A 21161-nucleotide genomic window follows, 5' to 3' on the forward strand; every position below is an offset into this window, starting at 1 on the left:
GCAAATAGCGATCCCCTTGTTTGCTGATACTGCCAAGCTTGTCCTTGCCTCCGCTCGAGTTCTGCTTCGGCACGAGCCCAACCCACGCCGAGAAGTCTCGTCCCGATCGGAAAGCCTTGGGATCAGCGATGCTGGCGACCAGAGCGGTTGCCAGTGCCGGCCCGACGCCGGGGATAGCGTCAAGCCGCTTGCTCGTCGCATTTGATCGATGCCAGGCGATGATGCGGCGGTCGAACTCCAGTATCTGGGCCTTCAGTGCGCGCAATTGATTGCCCAGAGCAACAAGACATGCACGGGCCACCTCGGGGAGCCGGTTGTCTGCAGTATCGGCGACGACTTCCAGCAGTTGCTCAACACCCCTGCGCCCGACGGGGGCGACAATCCCGAACTCGGCGAGATAGGCGCGGATTGAGTTGATCACGGCAGTCTGCTGGCGGATGAAGAGATGGCGCGCCCGGTGAAGCATCAGACAGCTCTGCTGCTCGACCGTCTTGGTCGGCACGAACCGCATATTGGGCCTCGTGACCGCCTCGCAAATTGCCTCCGCGTCCGTGGTGTCGTTCTTCTGTCGTTTGACGTAGGGCTTCACGTAGGCCGGAGGCATCAATCGCACCGTATGCCCCAACGTCTCCAGCTCCCGGGACCAATGGTGCGATGACGCGCAAGCCTCGATCCCCACCAGGCATGGCGACAGCTTCTGGAAAAATGCCAGGACGTGCCGGCGCTTCAACTGGCGGCGTATGACCACATGGCCGGCTGCATCAACGCCGTGCACTTGGAAGACCGACTTCGCTATATCCAGACCGATCGTCGAAATTGACTGCATAGGCTGCTCCTCCGAATCGTGGGAGCCTCAATCGGCGCCCACTCCTTGGCACTCTCGTGCCCGTGGAGGAGCCGTCCACAGCATCAAAAGCAGACCATCGCGGCCGAGCATGTCGGCTGGACCTGGGACTAAACCAATGTCCGGTCGACTTATACCGACGCAGTAGCCCAAGCGTTCCCAAGTCCCATCACTTCATACCCGCGCGCAATAGGGTCCAATAAGTGCTCGGCGCTATCTATCAATGCAGAGTGAAAGCAACGGAACCGGCCCGCGAGCCGGCAGTTGCAGGACGAGGTCGGCGGCGTAGCGCCCGCCGGCCTTTCTCCTGATCGAGCCGCGCGGTGCCGCCGCTCCAGCACTCTACCGCCACAGTTGGCTTTGGAGCGCACGCCATGAGAAACATCGCCGATCTCCTCATGCGGTTCTGGCAAGAGAGCCGGCCCGCGCCCGGCGTCCAGGTTGCGGCTATCGTCGAAGATCAGGATCGATCCAGCATGGCCGATTTTGTTCGCATACTGCAGGCTTGCGATCGACATCAGCACGGCAGGCGTTAGCCCCCGTGGGAACCCGGGCCCGAAAAGCAATTAGGTCTGCGTCGGAAGCTTAGGAACGTTGCGGCGCGTAGGGCACCAGCTTGAGCCTGTCAGCCATCCGGCCGAGCTCGGGAAGCGAACCGGCCTGCATCTTGTGCATCGCCCTGCTGCGATGCACCTTCACCGTGGCTTCGGCGATCCCGATATCGTGGGCAATCTGTTTGCTCAGGCGACCGCGCGCAACCTGAACCACGATCTCGCGCTCCCTGGGGCTCAGCGATCCGAAGCGTTCCCTGAGAGCCGCCAGGTCCTTGTCAGTTTCCCGGCGTGCACTATCGCGAGAGAGGCCAAGCTGTATGGCGTCAAGGAGATCCTGGTCGCGGAACGGCTTGGTCAGGAACTCGATGGCGCCCCTTTTCATGGCCTGCACGGACATCGGGATGTCGCCGTGCCCGGTGACGAAGATGATCGGGATTTCGCGTTTCGCCGCAGCGAGCTCACGCTGGAGATCGAGGCCGCTTTGGCCGGGCAGTCTGATGTCGAGCACCAGGCAGGTGGGGCCGTCCGGGAGATCGGACGCGAGGAAGTCGGAAATGGAAGCAAATAGCTGAACATTTATGCCGAGTGATCGCAGCAGGCGTCCAACGGACGCGCGGAGGTCCGGATCGTCGTCGATGACCAACACGGTGGAGGCTGAGTCAGACATCGCTGTCACTCGAAAGAGTTCGCAAAAATCCGCCCGCAATCTGGCAAGGTCGCGCATTTCTAGTCCCAATCCTGGAACCTGAATAGCCCCCATTTTTCGTGGAGGCTGTGCGCGGGGGGTACACCAAAGTTTACGCAACGCTGATGCAGCGCACCCCTTCCGACGCGCCGATCGGCATCGGCCGGACGATCCTTTGCTCGCCGGACAGACACCGATCGACGCCGCCGTCAGCTCATGCAATCCACTCGCTTTCAGCTGTCGCGGCCGCCCGAGCCAATGCTTTTTCGGCATCATCGCGCGAAGCCTTCTCGGCTCGCCGCTCGTAGTTGTCGGCAAGGGCCTTGAGCTGATCCGCGATCGCCTGATCCGTCACGGCCTTTGCGCTGCGGAGCAATGTCTCTGCCGTCTTCAGGTACTGCTTGCCTCGTTGCGAGATCTGTAGCGTCATTACGCCGCTCTCGCGGGGCGTTCGAGCGCCCGGTCGAGGCTGATCGGGAGCCAGCCCAGCCAATTGCCGTCAATTTGGCGGCGAGCCCTGAACTGATCGACGCACTTCCGGGAGCAGAGCTGGGTTCGCCACGAATAGTGCCGGACGAGACCGAACTTGCCGTCACAGATTGCACATCGCATGGCCTGATGAGGCCGGTGACTTTCCGAGCGGTAAGGCATTGTTCTCTCCTGTTGGCCTGAGCGCATTTCGGATGCGTGCAGACTAGGAGGATCGCCGGCAATTCCTCAATTGAGCGTAGGTCGACGCCGGACATCCCAAGGAGGCGGGACGACGATACGAAGGCTTACGACGCTCGGACCTGGCCTTGCGGTCACCGATGATCCCGGTGTCCACGCGAGGCCAGCCCGCCACGAACGATGGCAGCTAAGCTTCTTGGTTGTCGTCAACCTAAGCCAAAGTTTACGGGGCGCAGGCGTTGCACTGGTGGCATTCTTGATCCAGATCAAACCAATTCCACGCGATATTGCGGCACTGTAGATCGCCCGCATGACGGGTTCCGCGCATGGTCATAGGGATATGATGAAAAACGTTTTGGTTTCGGTCGTCGATGATGACCGGTTCTTTCGTGACTCCATGCGCAGGCTCATGCGATCGCTGGGCCATACGGTCGACGTCTTCTCGTCTGCAGCCGAGTTCCTCGCGTCCCCCCGTCTCGCCGAAACAGCCTGCCTGATCGCCGACATCCAAATGCCTGCCATGACAGGGATCGAACTCCGCCGACACCTTATCGATGCGGGCCGGAGGATTCCGACGATCCTCGTGACGGCGTTTCCCAATGACGTCGACCGGGCTCGCGCGCTAGAAGACGGCGTCATGTGCTATCTGCGCAAGCCCTTGGACGAAGAGCATCTCACACGATGCGTTAGCGAGGCTCTCACCCTCGCGGGCCCGTCCGACGGGAAGCCGTGAGCTCTCTTTCGGCATCCGGCAAGGTGAACTGAAATACGGCGCCGCGAGGCTCGTTCGGCTTCGCCCATAGCTCGCCCCCATGCGCATGGATGATGGAGCGGCAAATCGACAACCCCATGCCCGTTCCACTGGACTTGGTGGTATAGAAGGCGTCGAAGATCCGATCGAGATTTGCCGAATCAATGCCCGGTCCGGAATCGCGCACGGCCACGAGGGCGCCTGCCCGGTCCTGCTCGGTGCTGATCACTAGTTCTTTCGCGCCCTCCTCGACCAAGCTCATTGCTTCAGCAGCGTTGAGAGCCAGGTTCAACAAGACTTGTTGCACCTGGACGCGATCCCCCAGAACCGGACGCAACCCCTCCGCCAGCTGGATCTGGACCGAAACGCCATTCCGGAGGGTCACGCTTTGCGCCAATACGATCACTTCCTTGATTGCCACGTTGAGATCAAAGCGCTCCTTTCGCGGCGGCGCTTTCTTGATTTGCTCTCGAATGCGGTCGATAATGTCTCCGGATCGATCTACGTCCGCAATGACACCGGAGAGCGCTTCCCCGACCTCGCCTAGTTCCGGCGGCTCCTTTTTTAGAAAATTCTGGGCCGCCCGGGCATTGTTACGCGCACTGGCGATCGGTTGCGCGATCTCGTGAGAGAGCGAGGCTGCCAATTCACCCATCATGCTCACGCGGTTCATGTGAGCGAAATCCGATTGCATCTGCTGCAATCGCGCCAACGCCTGTGTGCGATCCTCGATATCCGTCAGTAAAACGTACCAGCGCAAAATGCGCCCCGTGTCATCGCGAAGCGGGATACCGCGGTTATCAAACCATCGATATTCCCCGTCGAAGCGTCGCAGGCGTTGTTCGAGATGATAGGGAACCCCGGAAGCAATCGACCGCGTGAACACCTCGGCGACATGGGGAAGATCATCGGGGTGCACCGTTCCGTTTGTTCCCCACTCCCTCAACTCCTCCAGCGACTGGCCACAATATTCCAGGATCTGCCGGTTGACGGCTTCGACGTCACCGTTCGAGGCCAGTATCCCAACGAGACCCGGTATTCCATCAATTGCCGAGCGCGACCGTCGCTCGCTGTCACGCAGCGCCTCCTCTGCCTGTTTGCGCTCGGTTAGATCGACGACGAACGCAACGCCCTCGTCGCCGCCTTGTTTGAAAAGCGTGGCGCCAATAAGCACGGGAACGCGGCTGCCATCTTTTCGGAGATATTCCTTTTCGAAGGGCGGAACGATCCCCGTTGAGTCCAGCAGTGTGCGCGTGAGCAGGTCGCGCTCGCGCCATTCCGGGGGGGACAACTCATTCCAACGCACCCGGCCTGCAGCCACGTCCTCGCGGTCGTATCCCAGGATATGCAGGAATGCGTCATTGGCTTCAAGAATCCGACCCTCGCGGTCTGCAATGAATATCCCGATGATGTTGGCGTCGACCAAACTCCGGATCTTTCCTTCGCGATCCGCGAGGTCGTGATAAAGTCTCGAGTTTTCGAGCGAAATTGCCGCTTGTGACGCCAGCACCTTCAATAGAGCGACGCGATCGGGCGTGAAAACGTTCGGGGCCAGGTTGTTTTCGAGGTAGAGAATCGCCGCGAGCTTTCCCTGATTGATCAACGGCAAGCTGAGAACAGAACGGACACGACTTTGAAGAAGATAGGGATCGGAAAATGCCTGTTGAGATACGGCATCGTCGAGAATCACCGTCTCATGCGTGCGCGTTCCATAGCGAAGCAACGACTCCGGCAACGCGGCTGTGCTGTAGAAGCCGTCGCGCAGATGCACGGTTACATTTTCTCCACTGGCGATCGCGTCCGCCTGTATCTGCAGCTCATCACCTCGCGGGACAATCAGAAGACCCCGTTCGGCGCCGGCGTGCTTGAGGGCTGCGCGCATAAGTTTGTCGACGAGCTTTTCCAGAACCATTTCGCCGGAGAGCGCTTGCGCGACTTCGATCATCGTTGCGAGATCGAGATGTTCGACCGGTGCCTCGATCGTACCGGTTGGACTCCGTGTGCGCTCGTCCTGCCTTAGGCGCGGATGTAACTGGTCGAGTTGCCGCACTTTTCCGTCAGCGCCCCATCGCAGGTAACCCCGGCGCGCGTTTCCCAGGTAGTGGTGCCCAACCTCCTCGAGGCCCCTCCCCGCATGAAAGCGGCCAGCCAGTTCGCAGGCGAGCGCCTCGTTGTGGAGAAACCCGTTGGTGCGCGCCAGCGCGATCGCGCGCTCGTACAGGTCCATGGCCTCGAGCGGACGCCCTTCGATGCGCGCAATCTCGGCAGCGACCAGCACTGCACGATCCTCGAAATTCTCGGGACAGTTCGCCGCTAACGCGCGAAGCTCTCGCTCGTGAGCGCCAAGTGCTTCCCGATGCTTGGCATAGGGATCGGGCCCCACGGGCTCGCATCGTGCGGCGCGGCACAGGCCAGCATAAAAATGGCATTCCGCCTTCTCCACGGGAAAGACAAACAGCGGCGCCGGCGACGTTGCGTACCATGTCTCCACCTTTTCGGCGGCTTCAAAGGCCGAGACGTAATCGCCGGCGAAGAAGCGTGCCTGGAGCTTTCGGATCCAATAGAAACATTCCAAAAACGCGCGAGAGGGTTGACCCGTGCAACGTTCCTCGAAGGAGCGCTCCGTGAACTGACCATGGTCAAGGGAGCCGAATTTCGTGGTTTTTCCACGCAAGGTTCGGGCGAGCGCGAGTGGCGCCGAGAGTCTGTCGAGGAAAAACCCGTATCGCTGCACGAACTCCAGGGCCTCGTTGGCCTCACGTTCGAATTGATCCAGTGGATGGCCAAGGGCAAGAAGAATGGTACTGAGGCCGCGGGCCGCGAGCGCGGCATATGTCGGGTCGCCGTGCTCTTTCGCCATCTGGAAGGCTCGACGTGACGGTTCGATTGCCTCCCTGAGCGGCCGTGTCCACGGGATTACAATCACGAAGCCGGTATAGGCTCGCGCCCCAAAGTGCGCAAATCCGCGACGTTCGAGCAGATCGCAAGCCATTTTTCCAAATCGATAGGCTTCAAGGTAATGACCGAAGCCGGGACCGGCGATCGAGGCCGTTGTCGTGTAGCCAAACGGTGATGCTTCGCTGTTGCCGTGCTCCAGGCTGAGATTGGTGGCCATGCAGACGCCGAGCGTGTACAGGTTCTTATTGGCGTTCAGGGCCGGTACCACCAGGCTAGTGAGAAGGTCGAGCGTGGCCTTGGCCTCCGGATCCCGGATCAGCGGCAGATCAACGAGATCCTCGATCGCGCGATTTCCGAGTAAAGACCAGATGCGCTCGTACTCACGGCGCGCCTCCGCCTCGGTTGGATTCGCCGACCAATCGATGCCTACATGCTGCAAGCCTTCCAGGGCGACTCCCACGGCTCTCTCGCCAGCCCCAAGCCCTACGTACAGATCCACGCGCCGCTGTGCCACGATGCACTGTTGAACCGCGCCGCCAGCGCGCGCTGCAAGCGCGGCCAGACGCTTCTCGGCGGCCTGCAGCGCACCGGCACAGAGCTCGCAGTCAGCGCTGTACAGCTCCAATTCAAAGGCCAGCTCCTGCCGTCGCTCCCACGCGTCCTTAGGTAACAGCGCCGCACCCGCAACGAGATAGGTCAGCGCGGAACTGTAGGCCGACGACGCCTTGGCGCGTTTGCCAGCGGTCAAGTTCAGCTCCGCGAGCTGCTCGCGCTCCTCCGGTAACGTGATCAGCAGCGCGCCGCGGTTGAGCTGGTTGACGATCTCGAAGATCGTCTCGTCGCGCCTTTCCGACGGTGTCTGTGCCAAAAGCAGCCGGCCGATTGCCAAATGCGCCTCCGCGCGTGCGTTTTCCGGGATCAGGGCATAGGCGGCTTCCTGCACGCGGTCGTGAATGAATTTGTAGGAGCGATCGACGCGGTCGATCAGCTGTTGGTGCCGGGCCTCCCACAGAGCCGCGTGCACCCCCTCCTCGGTTGTTCCCACAATGATCGAAAGCATCGCGTCGTCCGCGACATGGCCAAGGCAAGCGAGCTGCTGCAACGCTCCCTGCGTGCCGAGCGGCAGCCGCGTCAGCTTCCTGGCCAGCAGCTCCACGACGTTGTCCGTATACCGCTTGGCGTGGATGCCTTCGAGATCCCAGGACCATCGCGCCCGCGCATGATCGAAGGCCAGGAGACTCTCGTCTGCGAGCGCGTGAAGAAATTGGATCACAAAGAACGGATTCCCGTCGGTCTTCGCGTGTACCAGACTTGCGAGCGGTGTGGCCAGTTCCGCTTCGCAGCGGAGCGAATCCGCGACAAGCTCTTCCAGGTGTTCGGTTCTCAGCGAAGCAAGTTTGATGTCCTGCACCCGTCCGGTCGCCCGGATCGCCTCCAGCTTACGCATGAGCGGATGTGCTGCAGTGACTTCGTTATCGCGGAAGGCGCCGATGAGGAGAAGATTGCGGAGATCGGACCGGCTCAACAGATCTTCCAAAAGATCGAGCGTCGCTGCGTCGAGCCATTGCAAGTCATCGAGGAATAGTGCGAGAGGATGTTCCGGCCGGGCAAAGATACCAATCAACTGCCGAAGCACCATCTGGAAGCGCCGCTGCGCGTCCTGAGGCGGAACCTCGGGGAGCGGCGGTGGCTCTCCGACGAGGAGCTTCAGCTCAGGAACGAGATCCACCATCAGCCCAACGTTGGATCCCAGCGTCTCCTGCAAGGCCTCACGCCATGGCGCAAGGTCGGCGTCGCTCTTGCCGAGCAGCGACCGGACCAGACTCTGAAGCGCCTGTGCCAGCGTCGCGTAGGGAATATCACGCTTGAGCTGATCGAATTTGCCGGAAGCGAACAGGCCGCGCGGCGGCACCAGCACCGGCTGTAGCTCGTTGACGACAGAGGATTTGCCAATGCCGGAATAGCCCGAAACCAGGACCAATTCGGGCGCGCCGCCATTGACGACGCGATCGAAGGCAGCGAGCAAAATGTCGACCTCGCGTCCTCGTCCGTAGAGTTTCTCGGGGATCAGGAGGCGGTCGGACGTGTCGTGTTCCCCGAGGGGAAAATCATCGATCCGGCGCTGCGCTGCCCATTCGGTCTGACAGCTGCGAAGGTCGCTTTCGAGGCCGGCCGTCGTTTGATAGCGATCTTCGGCCCGCTTCGCGAGCAGCTTCGTGACGATGGCCGAGACGGCGACCGGGATCTCCTGCAGCCGCTCGGCCGGGGGCATTGGCCGCCTGGCGAGGTGACAGTGCACCCATTCCATCGGCTCCGCAGCGGCAAACGGCAAAACACCGGTGAGCATCTGGTAGAAAGTGACGCCGAGTGCGTAGAGGTCGCTCCGGGAATCGATTGAACGATTCATTCGTCCGGTCTGCTCGGGCGCCATGTAAGCGAGCGTGCCGGCGATCGTCTCGGGAGGATGAGGTGACTGCCGTTCGCGCGTGAAGCGCGAGGCGATGCCGAATCCCGTCAGCCTCACCTCGCCGGTCGCGTCGTTGAGCAGGATGTTGGCCGGCTTGATGTCCTTATGGATGAGCCCCCGCTGGTGAAGTTTGCCGACAGCCGAGGTAACAGCGATAGCGAGGCTTAAGAAGCTTCCCACCCTCATCGGCGCGCCGAGCAGCCGCTCGACCGGCTCGCCGCCCGCATCCTCGAGCACCAGCATGGTTCGACTGGCGTCGCGCACGAGCTCCAGCGGCCGCACCGCCCACGCCCCGTCGAGTTCGTCCTTGAGTTGGTATTCGTGCGTGAGGCGATCGAGGCTTGAGCGCGAGGGGTGGTCGGCGGCAGGAGCAACAAGCAGAACGGCGCGGCGCTTGCCGTCATCGTCAAGTCGCCAGCTGCGGTGAAAGACGCGTTCGGCGTCCCTCCACAGGATCTGAGAGTCACCGTCCGAGTACGCAACGTTCTGCGAATGCAGCACCATCTTTCAGACTCCGGCGTCCGGGCTCGTTCGCCAAGCACCCAATATCTGCGCCATGCGCACGGCCTCTCTCCGGCCTGCAGAAATCGTACCGCATCGGCTGAGAAATGCCAGCCGTTCGCCGATCTTGCCTGATCCGAAATGTCCGGAATCAGCCTTCTGCTTAGCAGCGATTTGGCGCGATTTGCCGGGCTTTACTCGCGGTGGCGGCCGATGTGGGTCAGATAAGGACGAGCAAAGGCCACGCGAGAGAAGACAACTGCGACAGCAGAAGGGAAGACCATGACGACAATCGAAGCCACCAAATCGAAGAACTCATCGGGCGTCACCCGCTCCGGCCGACTGTTCGTTCTTGAACTGAGCGGCGATCGCATTCACTCGATGAATCCCGACGGTTCCGACCGCAAGACCATCATCACCAACGGTCGCCTCCCCGATGGCATCGCCGTGGATGTCGAGGCTGGTCACATCTATTGGACCAACATGGGCGTTCCCCCTCTCAACGACGGCTCGATCGAGCGCGCCGACCTCGACGGCGGAAATCGCAAGGTCATCGTCCCGCAAGGCGTCACACACACGCCGAAGCAGATGCACCTCGATAAGGAGAACGGTAAGCTCTATTGGTGCGACCGCGAGGGCATGCGCGTGATGCGCGCGAACCTCGACGGCTCCAAGGTCGAAACGCTGGTCGAGCGCGGCCGCGGCGACAAGGACCAGCTCGATGAAACCCGCTGGTGCGTCGGCATCACCATCGATCCGAAGCTCAAGAAAATCTACTGGACGCAAAAGGGCGCGACGAAGGGCGGACTGGGCCGCATCTTCCGCGCCAACATCGAGATCCCGAAGGGCGAGACCCCGACGGACCGCTCCGACATCGAGCTGCTCTTCGATCATCTGCCGGAACCCGTCGACCTCGAGCTCGATCTGGCGAACCGTATCCTCTACTGGACCGACCGCGGCGATCCTCCGCGCGGCAATACCGTGACTCGTGTGCCGATCGACACCAAGGCTGACCCGGAGATCGTGGTCACGCATTTGATGGAGGCCATCGGCATCGCGCTTGATGTCCCCGGCAACCGCATGTTCGTCACCGACTTCGCCGGCTCGATCTATTGCGCCGATCTCGACGGCAAGAATGAGCGCAACTTTCTCTACGCCCAGGGCAATCTCACCGGCATCGCCTACGCCGAAGTCTGAAAATCGAGCAGGAGAATCAAACCATGTCGAACAATAAACCCATTCGCCGCATCGCCATGATCGGGACCGGCGTGATTGGAGCGAGCTGGACCTCGCTGTTTCTCGCCAAGGGACTGCAGGTCGTCGCGACCGACCCCGCGCCAAACGCAGAAGGCTCGCTCCGCAAGTTCGTGGAGACGGCCTGGCCTGCGCTCAAGCGACTGGGCCTGTCGGCGGGAGCATCGCAGTCGAACGTCACGTTCACCGCCGATCTCGCGCAGGCGGTTGCCGGCGTCGACCTCGTCCAGGAGAACGGGCCCGAGCGGATCGACTTCAAACAGAAGCTCTACGGGCAGCTCGATGATCTCCTGCCACCCGAGGTGATCATCGCATCGAGCTCGTCGGGACTTACCATGAGCGAGATCCAGAAGGGCGCCGCTACCCATCCGGAACGCTGCGTCATCGCCCATCCGTTCAATCCGCCGCACCTGATCCCGCTGACCGAGATCGTCGGCGGAGCCAAGACCTCGGAAGCGACAATCCAGCGCGTGGAGGAATTCTACACATCGATCGGTCAAAAGACGGTGCGGGTCAAGAAGGAGCTGCCTGGCCACGTCGCCAACCGCCTGCAATCCGCAGTGGCCCGCGAGGTCTACTATCTTGTCGCCGAGGGCGTGGTGAGCGCGGCCGACGTCGACACTGCCCTCTCCTGGGGACCGGGCCTCCGCTGGGGAATCATGGGCAACATGATGCTCAATCACCTCGGCGGCGGTCCGGGCGGCATCGAGCACTTCTTCCATCAGTTCTCGGGGCCGATGACGGCCTGGTGGAAGACTCTCGGCTCGCCCGTGCTGACGCCGGAAGTGCAGCAGAAGCTCATCGACAGCGTCCATGCGGAAGTCGGATCGCGTACCATCGCGGAGCTTGAGGCGGAGCGCGACGAAGTCCTTCTTGGCCTGCTCGAGCTGCGCAAGAAGGCCGCCAAGTCGAACCAGGCGAAATCGATCGAGCCTGTTGCGTAAGCCCAAGCGGCGCAGCCCATTCATCTGAGACCGCAAAGCGCGCCGGTGCGCATTGCAACGGTTCGCCAACTGGAAAGAGAGATCACATGTCATCGACAACAACGACGCTCGACTCTTCGTCCAAGATAGCGCCTGCCTATTCATCGGCGGCAGTCCTGCCGCTCACAAACGTCCTGTACGAGAGACGCGGCGCGATCGCCTATGTGACCATTAACCGGCCCAAGGTGCTCAACGCCCTGAACACCGCAACATGGACGGATTTGCGAACTGCTTTCGAGGCTGCGCGGGACGACGATGCCGTGCGTGGCGTCATCCTAACCGGCGCGGGCGAGAAGGCATTCGTCGCCGGCGCCGACATCTCTGAGCTCGCGCAGGCGAGTGCGATCGACGCCGAGCGGTCCAGCCGCTACGGACAGCAGGTGCTGGATCTGATTGAGAACCTCGGCAAGCCGGTAATCGCTGCGATCAACGGCTTTGCGCTGGGCGGCGGTTGCGAGACGGCAATGGCGTGCACCATCCGCATCGCCGTCGAACACGCGAAGTTCGGCCAGCCGGAGGTCAAGCTGGGGCTGCTTCCCGGCGGTGGCGGCACGCAGCGGCTACCGCGCCTGGTCGGAAAAGGCCGCGCGCTCCAGCTCATTCTGTCCGGAGAGATCATCAGCGTGCAGGAGGCCTGGCGGATCGGGCTCGTCAACGAAGTCGTTGCGGCAACCGATCTCATCCCCCGCGCGGAAGCCATCTTGAAGATGATCGGTTCGAACGCGCCCATCGCTATCAAGCAATCGCTCGAGGCGGTGAACAAGGGAATGGATACGAGCCAGAGCGAGGGCTTTGCGCTCGAAGCATCCTATTTCGGGCTGTGCGCCGGGACGGAAGACAAAAAGGAAGGCACGTCTGCCTTCCTCGAGAAACGCGCCCCCCAGTTCCTGGGGCGGTGAAGCAAGCACGACAATATAGGAGAGACCAAATGGCAAACGACAACATTTTTTCCGGACTGAAGGTGGTTGACTTCGCGAGCTTCATCGCGGGGCCCGGCGCTGCCGTCATGTTGTCGGATTTCGGCGCAGACGTCATCAAAGTCGAGCCGCCGAGCGGCGACCCCTGGCGACATGCGAACAAAATCCCACCGCAGCCGGCTTCAGATGATCCCTATCAGTGGCATCTCGCCAACCGCAACAAGCGCAGCATCACGCTTGATCTGAAGTCGCCTGGCGCCCAGCAGGTGATCGAGCAGCTTGTCAAATGGGCCGACGTATTCATCGTCAATACGCCGCATCCCGCGCGCAAGAAATTGAAGCTCGAATACGCCGACGTCGCGCAATGGAACCCACGGCTGATCTACGCGGATCTTACTGGCTTCGGCGAAAAAGGGCCGGATGCCAGTCTTCCTGGCTTCGATCTCACGGCGTACTGGGCGCGCAGCGGCCTGCTGTCGATGACGCGCGATGCCGGCGCGCCGCCAACCTGGCCGGTGGCCGGTAGCGGCGACAATGCGACCGCGGTCGGAATCTATTCGGCGATCGTCACCGCGCTCTACCGTCGCGAGCGAACCGGCAAGGGGACGTATGTCACGACCTCACTGCTCGCTACGGGTATCTGGTCGGCGAGCGTTTCGATCCAGGCCGCGTTGGCCGGCGCGAAGTTCTACGGGCTGCACGATCGCAAGCATCCGGCCAGCGCGGCGCTCAACGTGTATCGCGCCTCCGACGGCACGTGGTTTGTTCTCGTCGTCATGCCCGACAAGTTGGTGGCCGTTACGAAGGCGATCGGCCGGTCGGATCTCCTCACCGATCCGAGGTTTTCCGATCCGGCGAAGCTCACAGCCAACATGCCGGAGCTCACGGCCATTCTCGACGAGGCTTTCGCCGCGCAACCCATGGAGCATTGGAATGAGGTTTTCAGCGGCGTGCACGTCACGTTCGGCGCCGTGCGCGGGCCGCAAGAGGTGATCAACGATCCGCAACTGGCGGCAAACGACATTGTCGTTCCGCTCGAAGGTGCCGGTGGCAAGCTCACCTCGACGATTAGCAGCCCAATTCAACTGCACGGTGTCGCCAAGATCCCAGCCCGGCGCGCGCCCGACCTCGGCCAGCACACCGAGGAGATCCTCCGCGACCTGGGATTTGACGCCAAAGGCGTCGAAGACCTGCGCACGAGCGGCGCAGTACCGAAAGTGCGGGAACACGCCTGACACAGGCAAGATAGAGAGAAAAGGAGCAAGCAATGAGCGACATTCTCACCGAGAGTAGCGACGGCATCCTGCGGGTCCAACTCAATCGCCCGGCCCAGAAGAACGCGATGACGTCCGCCATGTACACGAACCTGGCCGACATCCTCAACCAAGCCGACAAGGACGACGCAATCCGTGTCGTGCTCTGGCACAGCACCGGAAACGTGTTCAGCGCCGGCAACGACGTCGTGGATTTCCTCAAGAATCCACCCAGGCCGGGCGCGTTTCCGCAAGGCGACCTGATGGACGCATTCGTCAGGTTCGAAAAACCGATCGTCGCGGCCGTGCAAGGCGCGGCTATCGGCGGCGGAACCACGATGCTGACGCACTGCGATTTCATCTACGCGGTCGAGAGCGCGAAATTCCAGCTACCATTCATCAACCTGGCGCTGGTGCCGGAATTCGGATCGAGCTTCTCAATACCGGCGCGCGTAGGCCACCTCCGGGCGGCGGAATTGTACTTGCTGGGAGAGCCCTTCACGGCCACGCGGGCCGCGGAGCTGGGCCTCGTGACCCGCGTCGTGCCCGACGCCGATCTGCTCACGACCGCCACCGCAACGGCGCACAAGCTGGCGGCAAAACCGAACGGCGCGTTGCTGGCAAGCAAACGGCTTCTCAAACAGGCTTCAATCGGCCAACTCAAAGCAGCGATCGAGAGTGAAAGCCAGGAGTTCATGGTGCGTGTGACCTCGGCGGACGCCAAGGAAGCGCTCTCGGCCTTCCTCGAGAAGCGTCCGCCCAATTTTACGAAGAGCCCAACGCACGTGGCGGCCGAATAGTCGGTGCTCGCAGCAATTCACGGGCGCTGCGTCGAGTTTGGCGCGGCGCAAGCGCAAACGAGGTGACCCATGAGCGTGATGTTGGCTGAGAACCGGCCTGACGAGGCAACCGCAATTGTCGAAGCTACCCACGGAGAGCGCAAGCGCGTCGTGATCATCGGTGGCGGCTTCGCCGGTGTCGCCGCGGCTCGTGCACTGCGGCGCACTGATGTCGATGTCGTCCTGATCGACCGACGCAACCACCACATATTTCAGCCGCTGCTCTACCAGGTGGCGACCGCGGTGCTCTCGCCTGCCGAGATCGCCGCGCCGATCCGGCAGCTCGAGGTCAAGCAGCGGAACCTGAGCGTGCTGCTGGCCGAGGTCACCGGCGTCGACGTCGCTTCCCGCACGATCGACGCGTCTTGCCCCGGCGTGGGCGTCCGCAAGCTCGCTTACGACTATCTGGTGGTCGCGACCGGCATGCGTCCGAGCTATTTCGGGCACGACGAGTTCGCGCAATATGCGCCAGGCCTCAAGAACCTCAGCGACGCCGAGACGATTCGAGCCAAAATCCTCGGCGCGTTCGAACTGGCCGCAACGACCGAGGATGAAGCCGAGCGCGCGCGGCAGATGACGTTCGTGCTGGTCGGCGCTGGTCCCTCGGGCGTGGAGCTCGCCGCGTCTCTCGCGCAGATGGTGAAGGTCACGCTGCGCGGTAACTTCCGCCGCATCGATCCGGCACAGGCGAATATCATTCTGCTCGACGCGGGCAAGAGGGTTCTGCCGACGTTTGCCGAGTCGCTGTCTCGCAGGGCGACGCGACGGCTCGAAAAGCTCGACGTGAAAGTCATGACCGGAGTGAAGGTTGAGACCGTCGACGCGGAGGGCGTCGTCGCGGGCGGAAACCGGATCCCGAGCGCCACGGTGCTCTGGACCGCGGGGGTTGCGGCATCGCCGATCCCCAGGATGCTCGGCGCCAAGACCGACCGCGCTGGACGCGCGCTCGTTGATCCCTTCCTAAAGGTCGTGGACGCGCCCGGCGTCTTCGTCGTGGGGGATGCGGCGTCGGTCATGCAAAAGAACGAACACCCGGTGCCAGGTGTGGCTCAGGCGGCGATCCAGGAAGGACACTATGTCGGGCGGCTGATCGCGAAAGAGCTGAAGAGACGGAAAGTCAAGCGTCCGTTCCGCTATTTCGACAAGGGCAACATGGCGGTCGTCGGCAAAAACTACGCGGTGCTTGAGCGAGGCTGGCTGCGCACAAGCGGAGCGCTGACGTGGCTGGTGTGGGCGTTCGTTCACATCCTTGCCCTGCCGCAGCTACAGAATCGTTGGCGCGTGCAGCACCAGTGGCTCTGGTCGTATTTCACCGGCCAGCGCAGCTCGCGATTGATACCTGAACCTCCCAGGATCGGATGATTGAGCGTGTTCGCGCCACGAACCGGCGCAATTCGACACGTATCCAACAGAGAGACCGAAATGCGTACCATCATTTTTGCCATAGGCGCCATTGTCGCTGCTTCATCGGCCATTAATCAGGCCAAGGCCGCAGATCGAATACCCGCCTTCGATATCGCCCAAAACTGCACCGCGGAGGTGGTAAGCGCCGGCATCGAAAAAGTTGCCGGCTGCACGAAAGACGAAACCGATGCCAGGAACGAGCTTGACACACGCTGGTCGGAATTTGGCGCGTCAAACAAGCAGGCCTGCATCGGGGAAAGCAGCGTTGGAGCCGGGCAGAGCTATGTTGAGCTTTTGACTTGCCTCGAAATGTCCAGTGGCGAGTTCCTGGCCGATAGGCGTCAACCTCAATGAGCGACAGCGTGCAAGAGCCTGCCTGAGCAGATAGGAGACTTCGATGGACGCTACAGCACTTCTTCTGTCGCGACTGCAATTCGCATTCACGATTTCTTTTCACATCATTTTCCCGGCGTTCAGTATTGGACTGGCCGCTTGGCTCGCCGTTCTGGAAGCAAAGCATCTGCGGACGGGCAATGCCGTCTACCGGACCCTGTTTCAGTTCTGGCTCAAGATATTCGGCGTCGCTTTTGGCCTCGGCGTGGTGTCGGGCGTCGTCATGGCCTTTCAGTTCGGCACGAACTGGAGCGTGCTGTCGAACATGTCCGGACCGATCCAGGGACCACTGCTCTCCTATGAGACATTCACAGCCTTCGCTCTCGAAGCCGGCTTCTTCGGCGTCCTCATTCTTGGACGCAACCGTGTGGCACCTTGGTTCTATTTTTTCTCGACGGCCATGGTGGCGCTTGGAACGACGCTTTCGGCATTCTGGATCATGGTGAACAACAGCTGGATGCAGGTGCCGGTCGGTTACGTCGTGCAAAATGGCCAGTTTGTTCCCGATGACTGGACGAAGATCATCTTCAACTCCGTGGTCTGGTCACGCTTTCCGCACATGCTGCTCGCTTCCTATCTCACGGGCGCATTCTGCGTCGCGTCGAGTGGCGCATGGTATCTGCTGCGAGACAAGTCTCGCGTCGAGGCCCTGGTCATGCTCCGCATGGGTCTGCTCCTCGCGGCAGTGCTGATGCCGCTTCAGTTGGCGTTCGGCCACCTGGTTGGCGACTATGTCCACGACTTTCAACCGGCGAAGTTCGCGGCGATCGAAGGCCGCTGGCACGATGAGCAGCCGGCGAGCGAGGTTGTGATTGCGCTGCCCGATCCGGCACACGAGACCAACACGTACGAAATCAAGATTCCGGTGCTCGGAAGCATTATCGGCAGCATGAGCCTAACGTCCAAGGAAGTCGGACTGACCGATTTCCCGCCGCAGGATCGTCCGCCGGTGCTCATCCCGTTTGCGACATTCCGCATCATGGTCGGCTGCGGATTGATCATGCTCGCGCTTGCCTGGCTTGGCTCCTATCTGAGCGTCACGCACCGTCTCGAGCGCAGCCGCCTTCTCCTTTGGTCCATCTTTCTAAGCTTTCCCTTGCCGTTCATCGCCATCTTCACAGGATGGTACACGGCTGAGGTCGGCCGCCAGCCTTGGGTGATTTACGGAGCATTGCGAACGGATCAGGCGATGACACCGTTCTTGACCGCTGGTGCCGCACTGAGCTCGCTTATCCTGTTCGGTGCAATCTACCTGTTCATCTTTTCGTTTGGCACCCTCTTCATCTACCGGCTTCTGCGCGCTGGCCCCTCTCGAAATGCCATCGAGCTTCCGTATGACGCCACCCCCAATCGACCCATGTCGTTGGCCGGCGGGGACGTTGCTGCGGTTCCGCACCTGATGACTGCAGGAGAATAGAAAATGGTCATGTTCTGGGTTTTGGTTCTCGCCAACAGCATGCTTCTGTATCTGCTGCTTGACGGGTTCGATCTTGGTGTCGGCATGCTGTTCGGCCTCACGAGGAGCGAGGCCAGCCGGAGCATCATGCTGCGCACCATCGCGCCATTTTGGGACGGGAACGAGACCTGGCTCATTGTCGCTGCCGTAGTCTTATGGAGCGCGTTTCCGGTCGCCTACGCGACGCTGCTATCTGCGCTTTATGTTCCTGTTGTCGTGATGCTGGCAGGCCTGGTCCTGCGCGGCGTCTCATTCGAGTTTCGCAACGAGGCGCAGCGACGCTGGATCTGGGATATTTGCTTCGCTTGTGGCTCGCTTGCGGCAAGCTTCATGCAAGGCGTGATGGTCGGCGCTCTGGTCGAGGGTCTGCAATTCACCGATGGCCAATATTCCGGTGGCGCTTTCGGCTGGATGACGAGCTTCGCAGTGTTGTGTGGCGTCGGGCTTTGTTTCGGGTACGCACTTCTTGGCGCCTGCTGGCTCGTCAGGAAATCTGACGGCAAGATCAGGGCTGATGCGCGTCGCGCGATCCCGGTCTTCGCGACCGCCGTGTTGGTGTTTTTGGCTGTCGTGTTCTTGCACGCGTTGACCAAACACCTTCCGATCATGCACCGATGGATCGACCGGCCATATCTTCTCGTCTTCCAGGCCATCGGTTGCGTTGCGGCATTAGTCCTCGCGCGCAGTATTTTGCGTCACGATGACCGTTTGCCCTTCCGTATGGTCACGCTCATCTTCGTTTCGGCCTTCGGCACGCTCGCGCTTTCGTTCTGGCCCTACATGATCCCGTTCGCCATCACGATCGACTCCGCCGCAGCCCCCCATTCCAGCCTAGCGTTCATGTTCTGGGGTGCGGGCATCTTTGTCTATCCGCTCATGCTGCTCTATGCCGTTGTCGGGTATCGCGTCTTCCGCGGCAAGATGGGGCTGGCAGCGGACCATCATCAGGACTCCGGCAATGCCCATCTTGGGAAGATCGGTTCGCCTCGCCCAGCAGAATGGGGGGTGTGAGTGTGCGGTCGTCGACCCTACAACTGCTCAATGGCTCCCCGAGGTCGGAGTGATAGCAGCGGTGGCATGAAAATTGGCAGGCTACGCAACAGATCGCGTTGAGCGAGAGCGTGCTGCAAGCCGGTCGTCCTGAGGACCTAGCAGGTCGAGCAACGCTATTCTGAACGCAATTTCAACGAACTCAAACTTGATGGAGATAGGAATGTTTGGAACTGTCGCAACGATCAAGATCAAGGAGGGCAACGCCGCGGAATTCGAGAAGATCGCGACTGAGCTCGTCAATAAGGTCAACGAAAACGAGAAGGGCTGCCTGTTGTATCAGCTCTACTACGGTGAAGTGCCGAATACCTATGTTTTCATGGAGCGTTACGCCGATCAGGCAGCGGTCGAAGCCCATCGCAGCACAGAATACTTTAAGACACTCGGCCGGGCGATGGCTGAATTCATGGACGGCAAGCCCACCGTCCAGCGGCTCAAGCAGGTCGGGCGGTTCGTGGGGTATGAATGATCGTCGCATGCGAATTGTGGAGGTCACAGCGACGACGACCGATCACTCGGGGAAAAAGGTGAAGCGACGTGGACCCGATTTGTCTCCTGATCGAGGCGGTGACAGTGGAAATTTGCACCCTCTACATCGTCCGCAAGTGGATACAGATCACTGGCTGCGGCAGGCCGAAGCCTAAGACGCCTCAAGGTCGTTGACATTGCGACTGCGGGGATCCGCTACGCCGAAACGCTGTGGGGTGCGCCACGATGCCGCCGATGTGACCAATCGTGAAATCGCTACGACTAGGGCGTTGCAATTCACGACATCAGATATGACCCTGGCTGCCGAATGAACGCCGACGGCTAAACTTTGGACAAGCATTCTGTTTCGTGCTTCCGGTAATCGGCTTGGTGCCTGGCGCCGAAAGTTTGGTCGGGGGCGGTTCGCGCTTCGGTGACCGTATGCCACGGGCTCAGGAAGGAGCGGGTGGTAGCGTAAGCTCGACGAATCTAGGATCGCAGCGGCTTGAGGTGGTGGGTTTCATCTTCGCAAGCGTGACGTTTGCGGTAGTGCTGACCGCGACGATGGTCGTGAGGGACTATTCCGACGGAGAGCGCCGCGATCGAAGGCAGGTAACGCTGGGGAGAGACGAGTCGCGTGTTTCGCGACCCTCAGAAGCGCGATTGCGATCGATGTTCATTGAAGTCCCATTGTTGCCCCAAGTAGGCATCTCGGTGGCGCGCGAGATCGGAAAATCATGGGAGGGTCGCACTTCGCACCGGCTCCGGAAGTAGATCGAGATGTTGTTCGCGCACCTCAAGCGCATTCTCAAACTCGATCGCTTGCGACTAAGGGGGAATGGCGCGCAGTTTACCCCCACAGCCACCGCCCAGAACCTTCGTAAGTTGGCCAGGCTGATTCCTATACCTGCCCTGACGCCCGCCTGAGGTCCCCCAAACCCACTCGTACCCGGAGCAGCGGGCATTCGACGACGAATGACTGCCGACTTCTCCGGCCACAAGCCGGCATGTCGAGCGAAGCCTCAGTATCTCGTCAGCGAGGATGAGTGAGCCTTGCTTCGCCTGACTTGGTCGAGCCACCGCGCAAAACGCGGGTGCCTTGCAAACCTGTTTTCAAATGTCGCCAGCTCGTGCTGGAAGAATGGAAGTGAAAGAAGTGCCTCAATGTCTGGCTCTCTGATCTTCCAGATCGCGTGAGGAAGGAAGCCATACACTTTGAGCTCATAAAGTTCGAAGATTGAATAGATGACCTCCTGCGCGGCCCGGCGTTCTTCAGGTGTCTTTTCAACGTTGCAGGAATCCTCTTGTTCGACGAGCGCGCTGATCGGGAGGCTCCGCCGTAGATCGGAGATTCGGTCGGAATATCTGAGGAAGATGTCGGCTCCCAAACGCCGATTGTTGGTGTGCACCGCAGCGTAGATGGCGATACTGCCAACGATGACGGTACCAAGCGTCATAAATCTGAGAATATGTTCAAGCATTCATTGTCTCCCTCGCTCATGCAAGGATCGACCGCAACGCTAACGCGATACTATCGTTACGCCCGATCCTTCTGGAGAAACCAAGCGCGGAAAGCACATCGTCGAAGCGCGCTCAGCGGTCTTGATTGCTTTTATTGTGCAGCGGAGTCCAGCCTTCTGTCTGTTTCCCGCTTTTGCCTGAATTTCAGGAAATGCAATTCACGTCCACCTCCCAGCGCCTGGGACTTGCCGATCCAGAGTGCTCCCATGCCCCTTCGAGCCTGAGCCATCGCTCGTCAGCTCTGGGGTGGGGGC

Annotated in this window: 16 protein-coding genes and 1 pseudogene; 12 read left to right on the forward strand and 5 right to left on the reverse strand. The window is 60.9% G+C overall.

Annotation, left to right across the window (positions count from 1 at the left end):
* The 3 genes from FNJ47_RS31450 to FNJ47_RS31460 all read right to left on the reverse strand — a co-directional run.
* Positions 1–826: IS110 family RNA-guided transposase (locus FNJ47_RS31450; protein WP_163159831.1), on the reverse strand; the 826-nt coding region annotated here is incomplete at its 3' end.
* Positions 827–1429: 603 nt separating this feature from the next.
* Positions 1430–2065 carry a response regulator transcription factor gene (locus FNJ47_RS31455; RefSeq protein WP_163159844.1) on the reverse strand — a complete coding sequence of 212 codons (636 nt, stop codon included), beginning with the start codon at positions 2063–2065 and terminating at the stop codon, positions 1430–1432.
* 232 nt (positions 2066–2297) lie between these two features.
* Positions 2298–2513, reverse strand: a complete 216-nt coding sequence (locus tag FNJ47_RS31460; protein WP_163159832.1) for a hypothetical protein — start codon at positions 2511–2513, stop codon at positions 2298–2300.
* A gap of 549 nt (positions 2514–3062) precedes the next feature.
* On the opposite strand from FNJ47_RS31460, the gene FNJ47_RS31465 reads away from it, so the two are divergent.
* Positions 3063–3485 carry a response regulator transcription factor gene (locus tag FNJ47_RS31465; RefSeq protein ID WP_236000197.1) on the forward strand — a complete coding sequence of 141 codons (423 nt, stop codon included), beginning with the start codon at positions 3063–3065 and terminating at the stop codon, positions 3483–3485.
* Here FNJ47_RS31465 and FNJ47_RS31470 read toward each other — a convergent pair.
* Positions 3451–9372 carry an AAA family ATPase gene (locus FNJ47_RS31470; RefSeq protein WP_163159833.1) on the reverse strand — a complete coding sequence of 1974 codons (5922 nt, stop codon included), beginning with the start codon at positions 9370–9372 and terminating at the stop codon, positions 3451–3453. The two genes, FNJ47_RS31465 and FNJ47_RS31470, sit on opposite strands and share 35 nt — an antisense overlap.
* Before the next feature lie 279 nt (positions 9373–9651).
* Here FNJ47_RS31470 and FNJ47_RS31475 point away from each other — a divergent pair, with 279 nt between their 5' ends.
* The 11 genes and pseudogenes from FNJ47_RS31475 to FNJ47_RS54805 form a co-directional block, all read left to right on the forward strand.
* Entirely contained in the window at positions 9652–10566 is a 915-nt protein-coding gene (locus FNJ47_RS31475; protein ID WP_163159834.1) for a 3-hydroxyacyl-CoA dehydrogenase, read from the forward strand.
* Positions 10567–10589: 23 nt separating this feature from the next.
* Positions 10590–11567 carry a 3-hydroxyacyl-CoA dehydrogenase NAD-binding domain-containing protein gene (locus FNJ47_RS31480; RefSeq protein WP_163159835.1) on the forward strand — a complete coding sequence of 326 codons (978 nt, stop codon included), beginning with the start codon at positions 10590–10592 and terminating at the stop codon, positions 11565–11567.
* Between the two features lie 86 nt (positions 11568–11653).
* Positions 11654–12505 carry an enoyl-CoA hydratase-related protein gene (locus FNJ47_RS31485; protein ID WP_163159836.1) on the forward strand — a complete coding sequence of 284 codons (852 nt, stop codon included), beginning with the start codon at positions 11654–11656 and terminating at the stop codon, positions 12503–12505.
* Positions 12506–12534: 29 nt separating this feature from the next.
* On the forward strand, positions 12535–13758 hold the full coding sequence (locus FNJ47_RS31490; RefSeq protein ID WP_163159846.1) for a CaiB/BaiF CoA transferase family protein: 1224 nt from the start codon (positions 12535–12537) through the stop codon (positions 13756–13758).
* A gap of 32 nt (positions 13759–13790) precedes the next feature.
* Positions 13791–14576: an enoyl-CoA hydratase gene (locus tag FNJ47_RS31495; RefSeq protein WP_163159837.1), complete on the forward strand. Its 786-nt coding sequence runs from the start codon at positions 13791–13793 to the stop codon at positions 14574–14576.
* A 78-nt stretch (positions 14577–14654) separates the two neighbouring features.
* Positions 14655–15977: an NAD(P)/FAD-dependent oxidoreductase gene (locus FNJ47_RS31500; protein ID WP_236000199.1), complete on the forward strand. Its 1323-nt coding sequence runs from the start codon at positions 14655–14657 to the stop codon at positions 15975–15977.
* Positions 15978–16037: 60 nt separating this feature from the next.
* On the forward strand, positions 16038–16373 hold the full coding sequence (locus FNJ47_RS31505) for a hypothetical protein (protein WP_163159839.1): 336 nt from the start codon (positions 16038–16040) through the stop codon (positions 16371–16373).
* Positions 16374–16416: 43 nt separating this feature from the next.
* Positions 16417–17829: a cytochrome ubiquinol oxidase subunit I gene (locus FNJ47_RS31510; protein WP_163159840.1), complete on the forward strand. Its 1413-nt coding sequence runs from the start codon at positions 16417–16419 to the stop codon at positions 17827–17829.
* A 3-nt stretch (positions 17830–17832) separates the two neighbouring features.
* Positions 17833–18879, forward strand: coding sequence for a cytochrome d ubiquinol oxidase subunit II (gene cydB, locus FNJ47_RS31515; protein ID WP_163159841.1), 1047 nt, complete (start codon positions 17833–17835; stop codon positions 18877–18879).
* A 202-nt stretch (positions 18880–19081) separates the two neighbouring features.
* Complete coding sequence (locus FNJ47_RS31520; RefSeq protein WP_163159842.1) at positions 19082–19387, forward strand: putative quinol monooxygenase; 306 nt, start codon at positions 19082–19084, stop codon at positions 19385–19387.
* Between the two features lie 654 nt (positions 19388–20041).
* Positions 20042–20313: pseudogene (locus FNJ47_RS54805) on the forward strand (IS5/IS1182 family transposase); the annotation flags it as partial.
* A gap of 95 nt (positions 20314–20408) precedes the next feature.
* On the opposite strand, the gene FNJ47_RS31530 reads toward FNJ47_RS54805, so the two are convergent.
* Positions 20409–20867, reverse strand: coding sequence for a hypothetical protein (locus tag FNJ47_RS31530; protein WP_163159843.1), 459 nt, complete (start codon positions 20865–20867; stop codon positions 20409–20411).
* Positions 20868–21161 lie beyond the last annotated feature (294 nt).

It is taken from the genome of Bradyrhizobium uaiense, assembly GCF_010811875.1.
GTDB lineage: Bacteria > Pseudomonadota > Alphaproteobacteria > Rhizobiales > Xanthobacteraceae > Bradyrhizobium > Bradyrhizobium uaiense.

What these genes read in the sequence shown, in the direction of transcription:
- FNJ47_RS31455 (WP_163159844.1), bottom strand. Translation starts at nt 2,065, where the DNA reads ATGTCTGACTCAGCCTCCACCGTGTTGGTCATCGACGACGATCCGGAC.
- FNJ47_RS31460 (WP_163159832.1), bottom strand. Translation starts at nt 2,513, where the DNA reads ATGACGCTACAGATCTCGCAACGAGGCAAGCAGTACCTGAAGACGGCA.
- FNJ47_RS31465 (WP_236000197.1), top strand. Translation starts at nt 3,063, where the DNA reads ATGACGGGTTCCGCGCATGGTCATAGGGATATGATGAAAAACGTTTTG.
- FNJ47_RS31470 (WP_163159833.1), bottom strand. Translation starts at nt 9,372, where the DNA reads ATGGTGCTGCATTCGCAGAACGTTGCGTACTCGGACGGTGACTCTCAG.
- FNJ47_RS31475 (WP_163159834.1), top strand. Translation starts at nt 9,652, where the DNA reads ATGACGACAATCGAAGCCACCAAATCGAAGAACTCATCGGGCGTCACC.
- FNJ47_RS31480 (WP_163159835.1), top strand. Translation starts at nt 10,590, where the DNA reads ATGTCGAACAATAAACCCATTCGCCGCATCGCCATGATCGGGACCGGC.
- FNJ47_RS31485 (WP_163159836.1), top strand. Translation starts at nt 11,654, where the DNA reads ATGTCATCGACAACAACGACGCTCGACTCTTCGTCCAAGATAGCGCCT.
- FNJ47_RS31490 (WP_163159846.1), top strand. Translation starts at nt 12,535, where the DNA reads ATGGCAAACGACAACATTTTTTCCGGACTGAAGGTGGTTGACTTCGCG.
- FNJ47_RS31495 (WP_163159837.1), top strand. Translation starts at nt 13,791, where the DNA reads ATGAGCGACATTCTCACCGAGAGTAGCGACGGCATCCTGCGGGTCCAA.
- FNJ47_RS31500 (WP_236000199.1), top strand. Translation starts at nt 14,655, where the DNA reads ATGTTGGCTGAGAACCGGCCTGACGAGGCAACCGCAATTGTCGAAGCT.
- FNJ47_RS31505 (WP_163159839.1), top strand. Translation starts at nt 16,038, where the DNA reads ATGCGTACCATCATTTTTGCCATAGGCGCCATTGTCGCTGCTTCATCG.
- FNJ47_RS31510 (WP_163159840.1), top strand. Translation starts at nt 16,417, where the DNA reads ATGGACGCTACAGCACTTCTTCTGTCGCGACTGCAATTCGCATTCACG.
- cydB (WP_163159841.1), top strand. Translation starts at nt 17,833, where the DNA reads ATGGTCATGTTCTGGGTTTTGGTTCTCGCCAACAGCATGCTTCTGTAT.
- FNJ47_RS31520 (WP_163159842.1), top strand. Translation starts at nt 19,082, where the DNA reads ATGTTTGGAACTGTCGCAACGATCAAGATCAAGGAGGGCAACGCCGCG.
- FNJ47_RS31530 (WP_163159843.1), bottom strand. Translation starts at nt 20,867, where the DNA reads ATGCTTGAACATATTCTCAGATTTATGACGCTTGGTACCGTCATCGTT.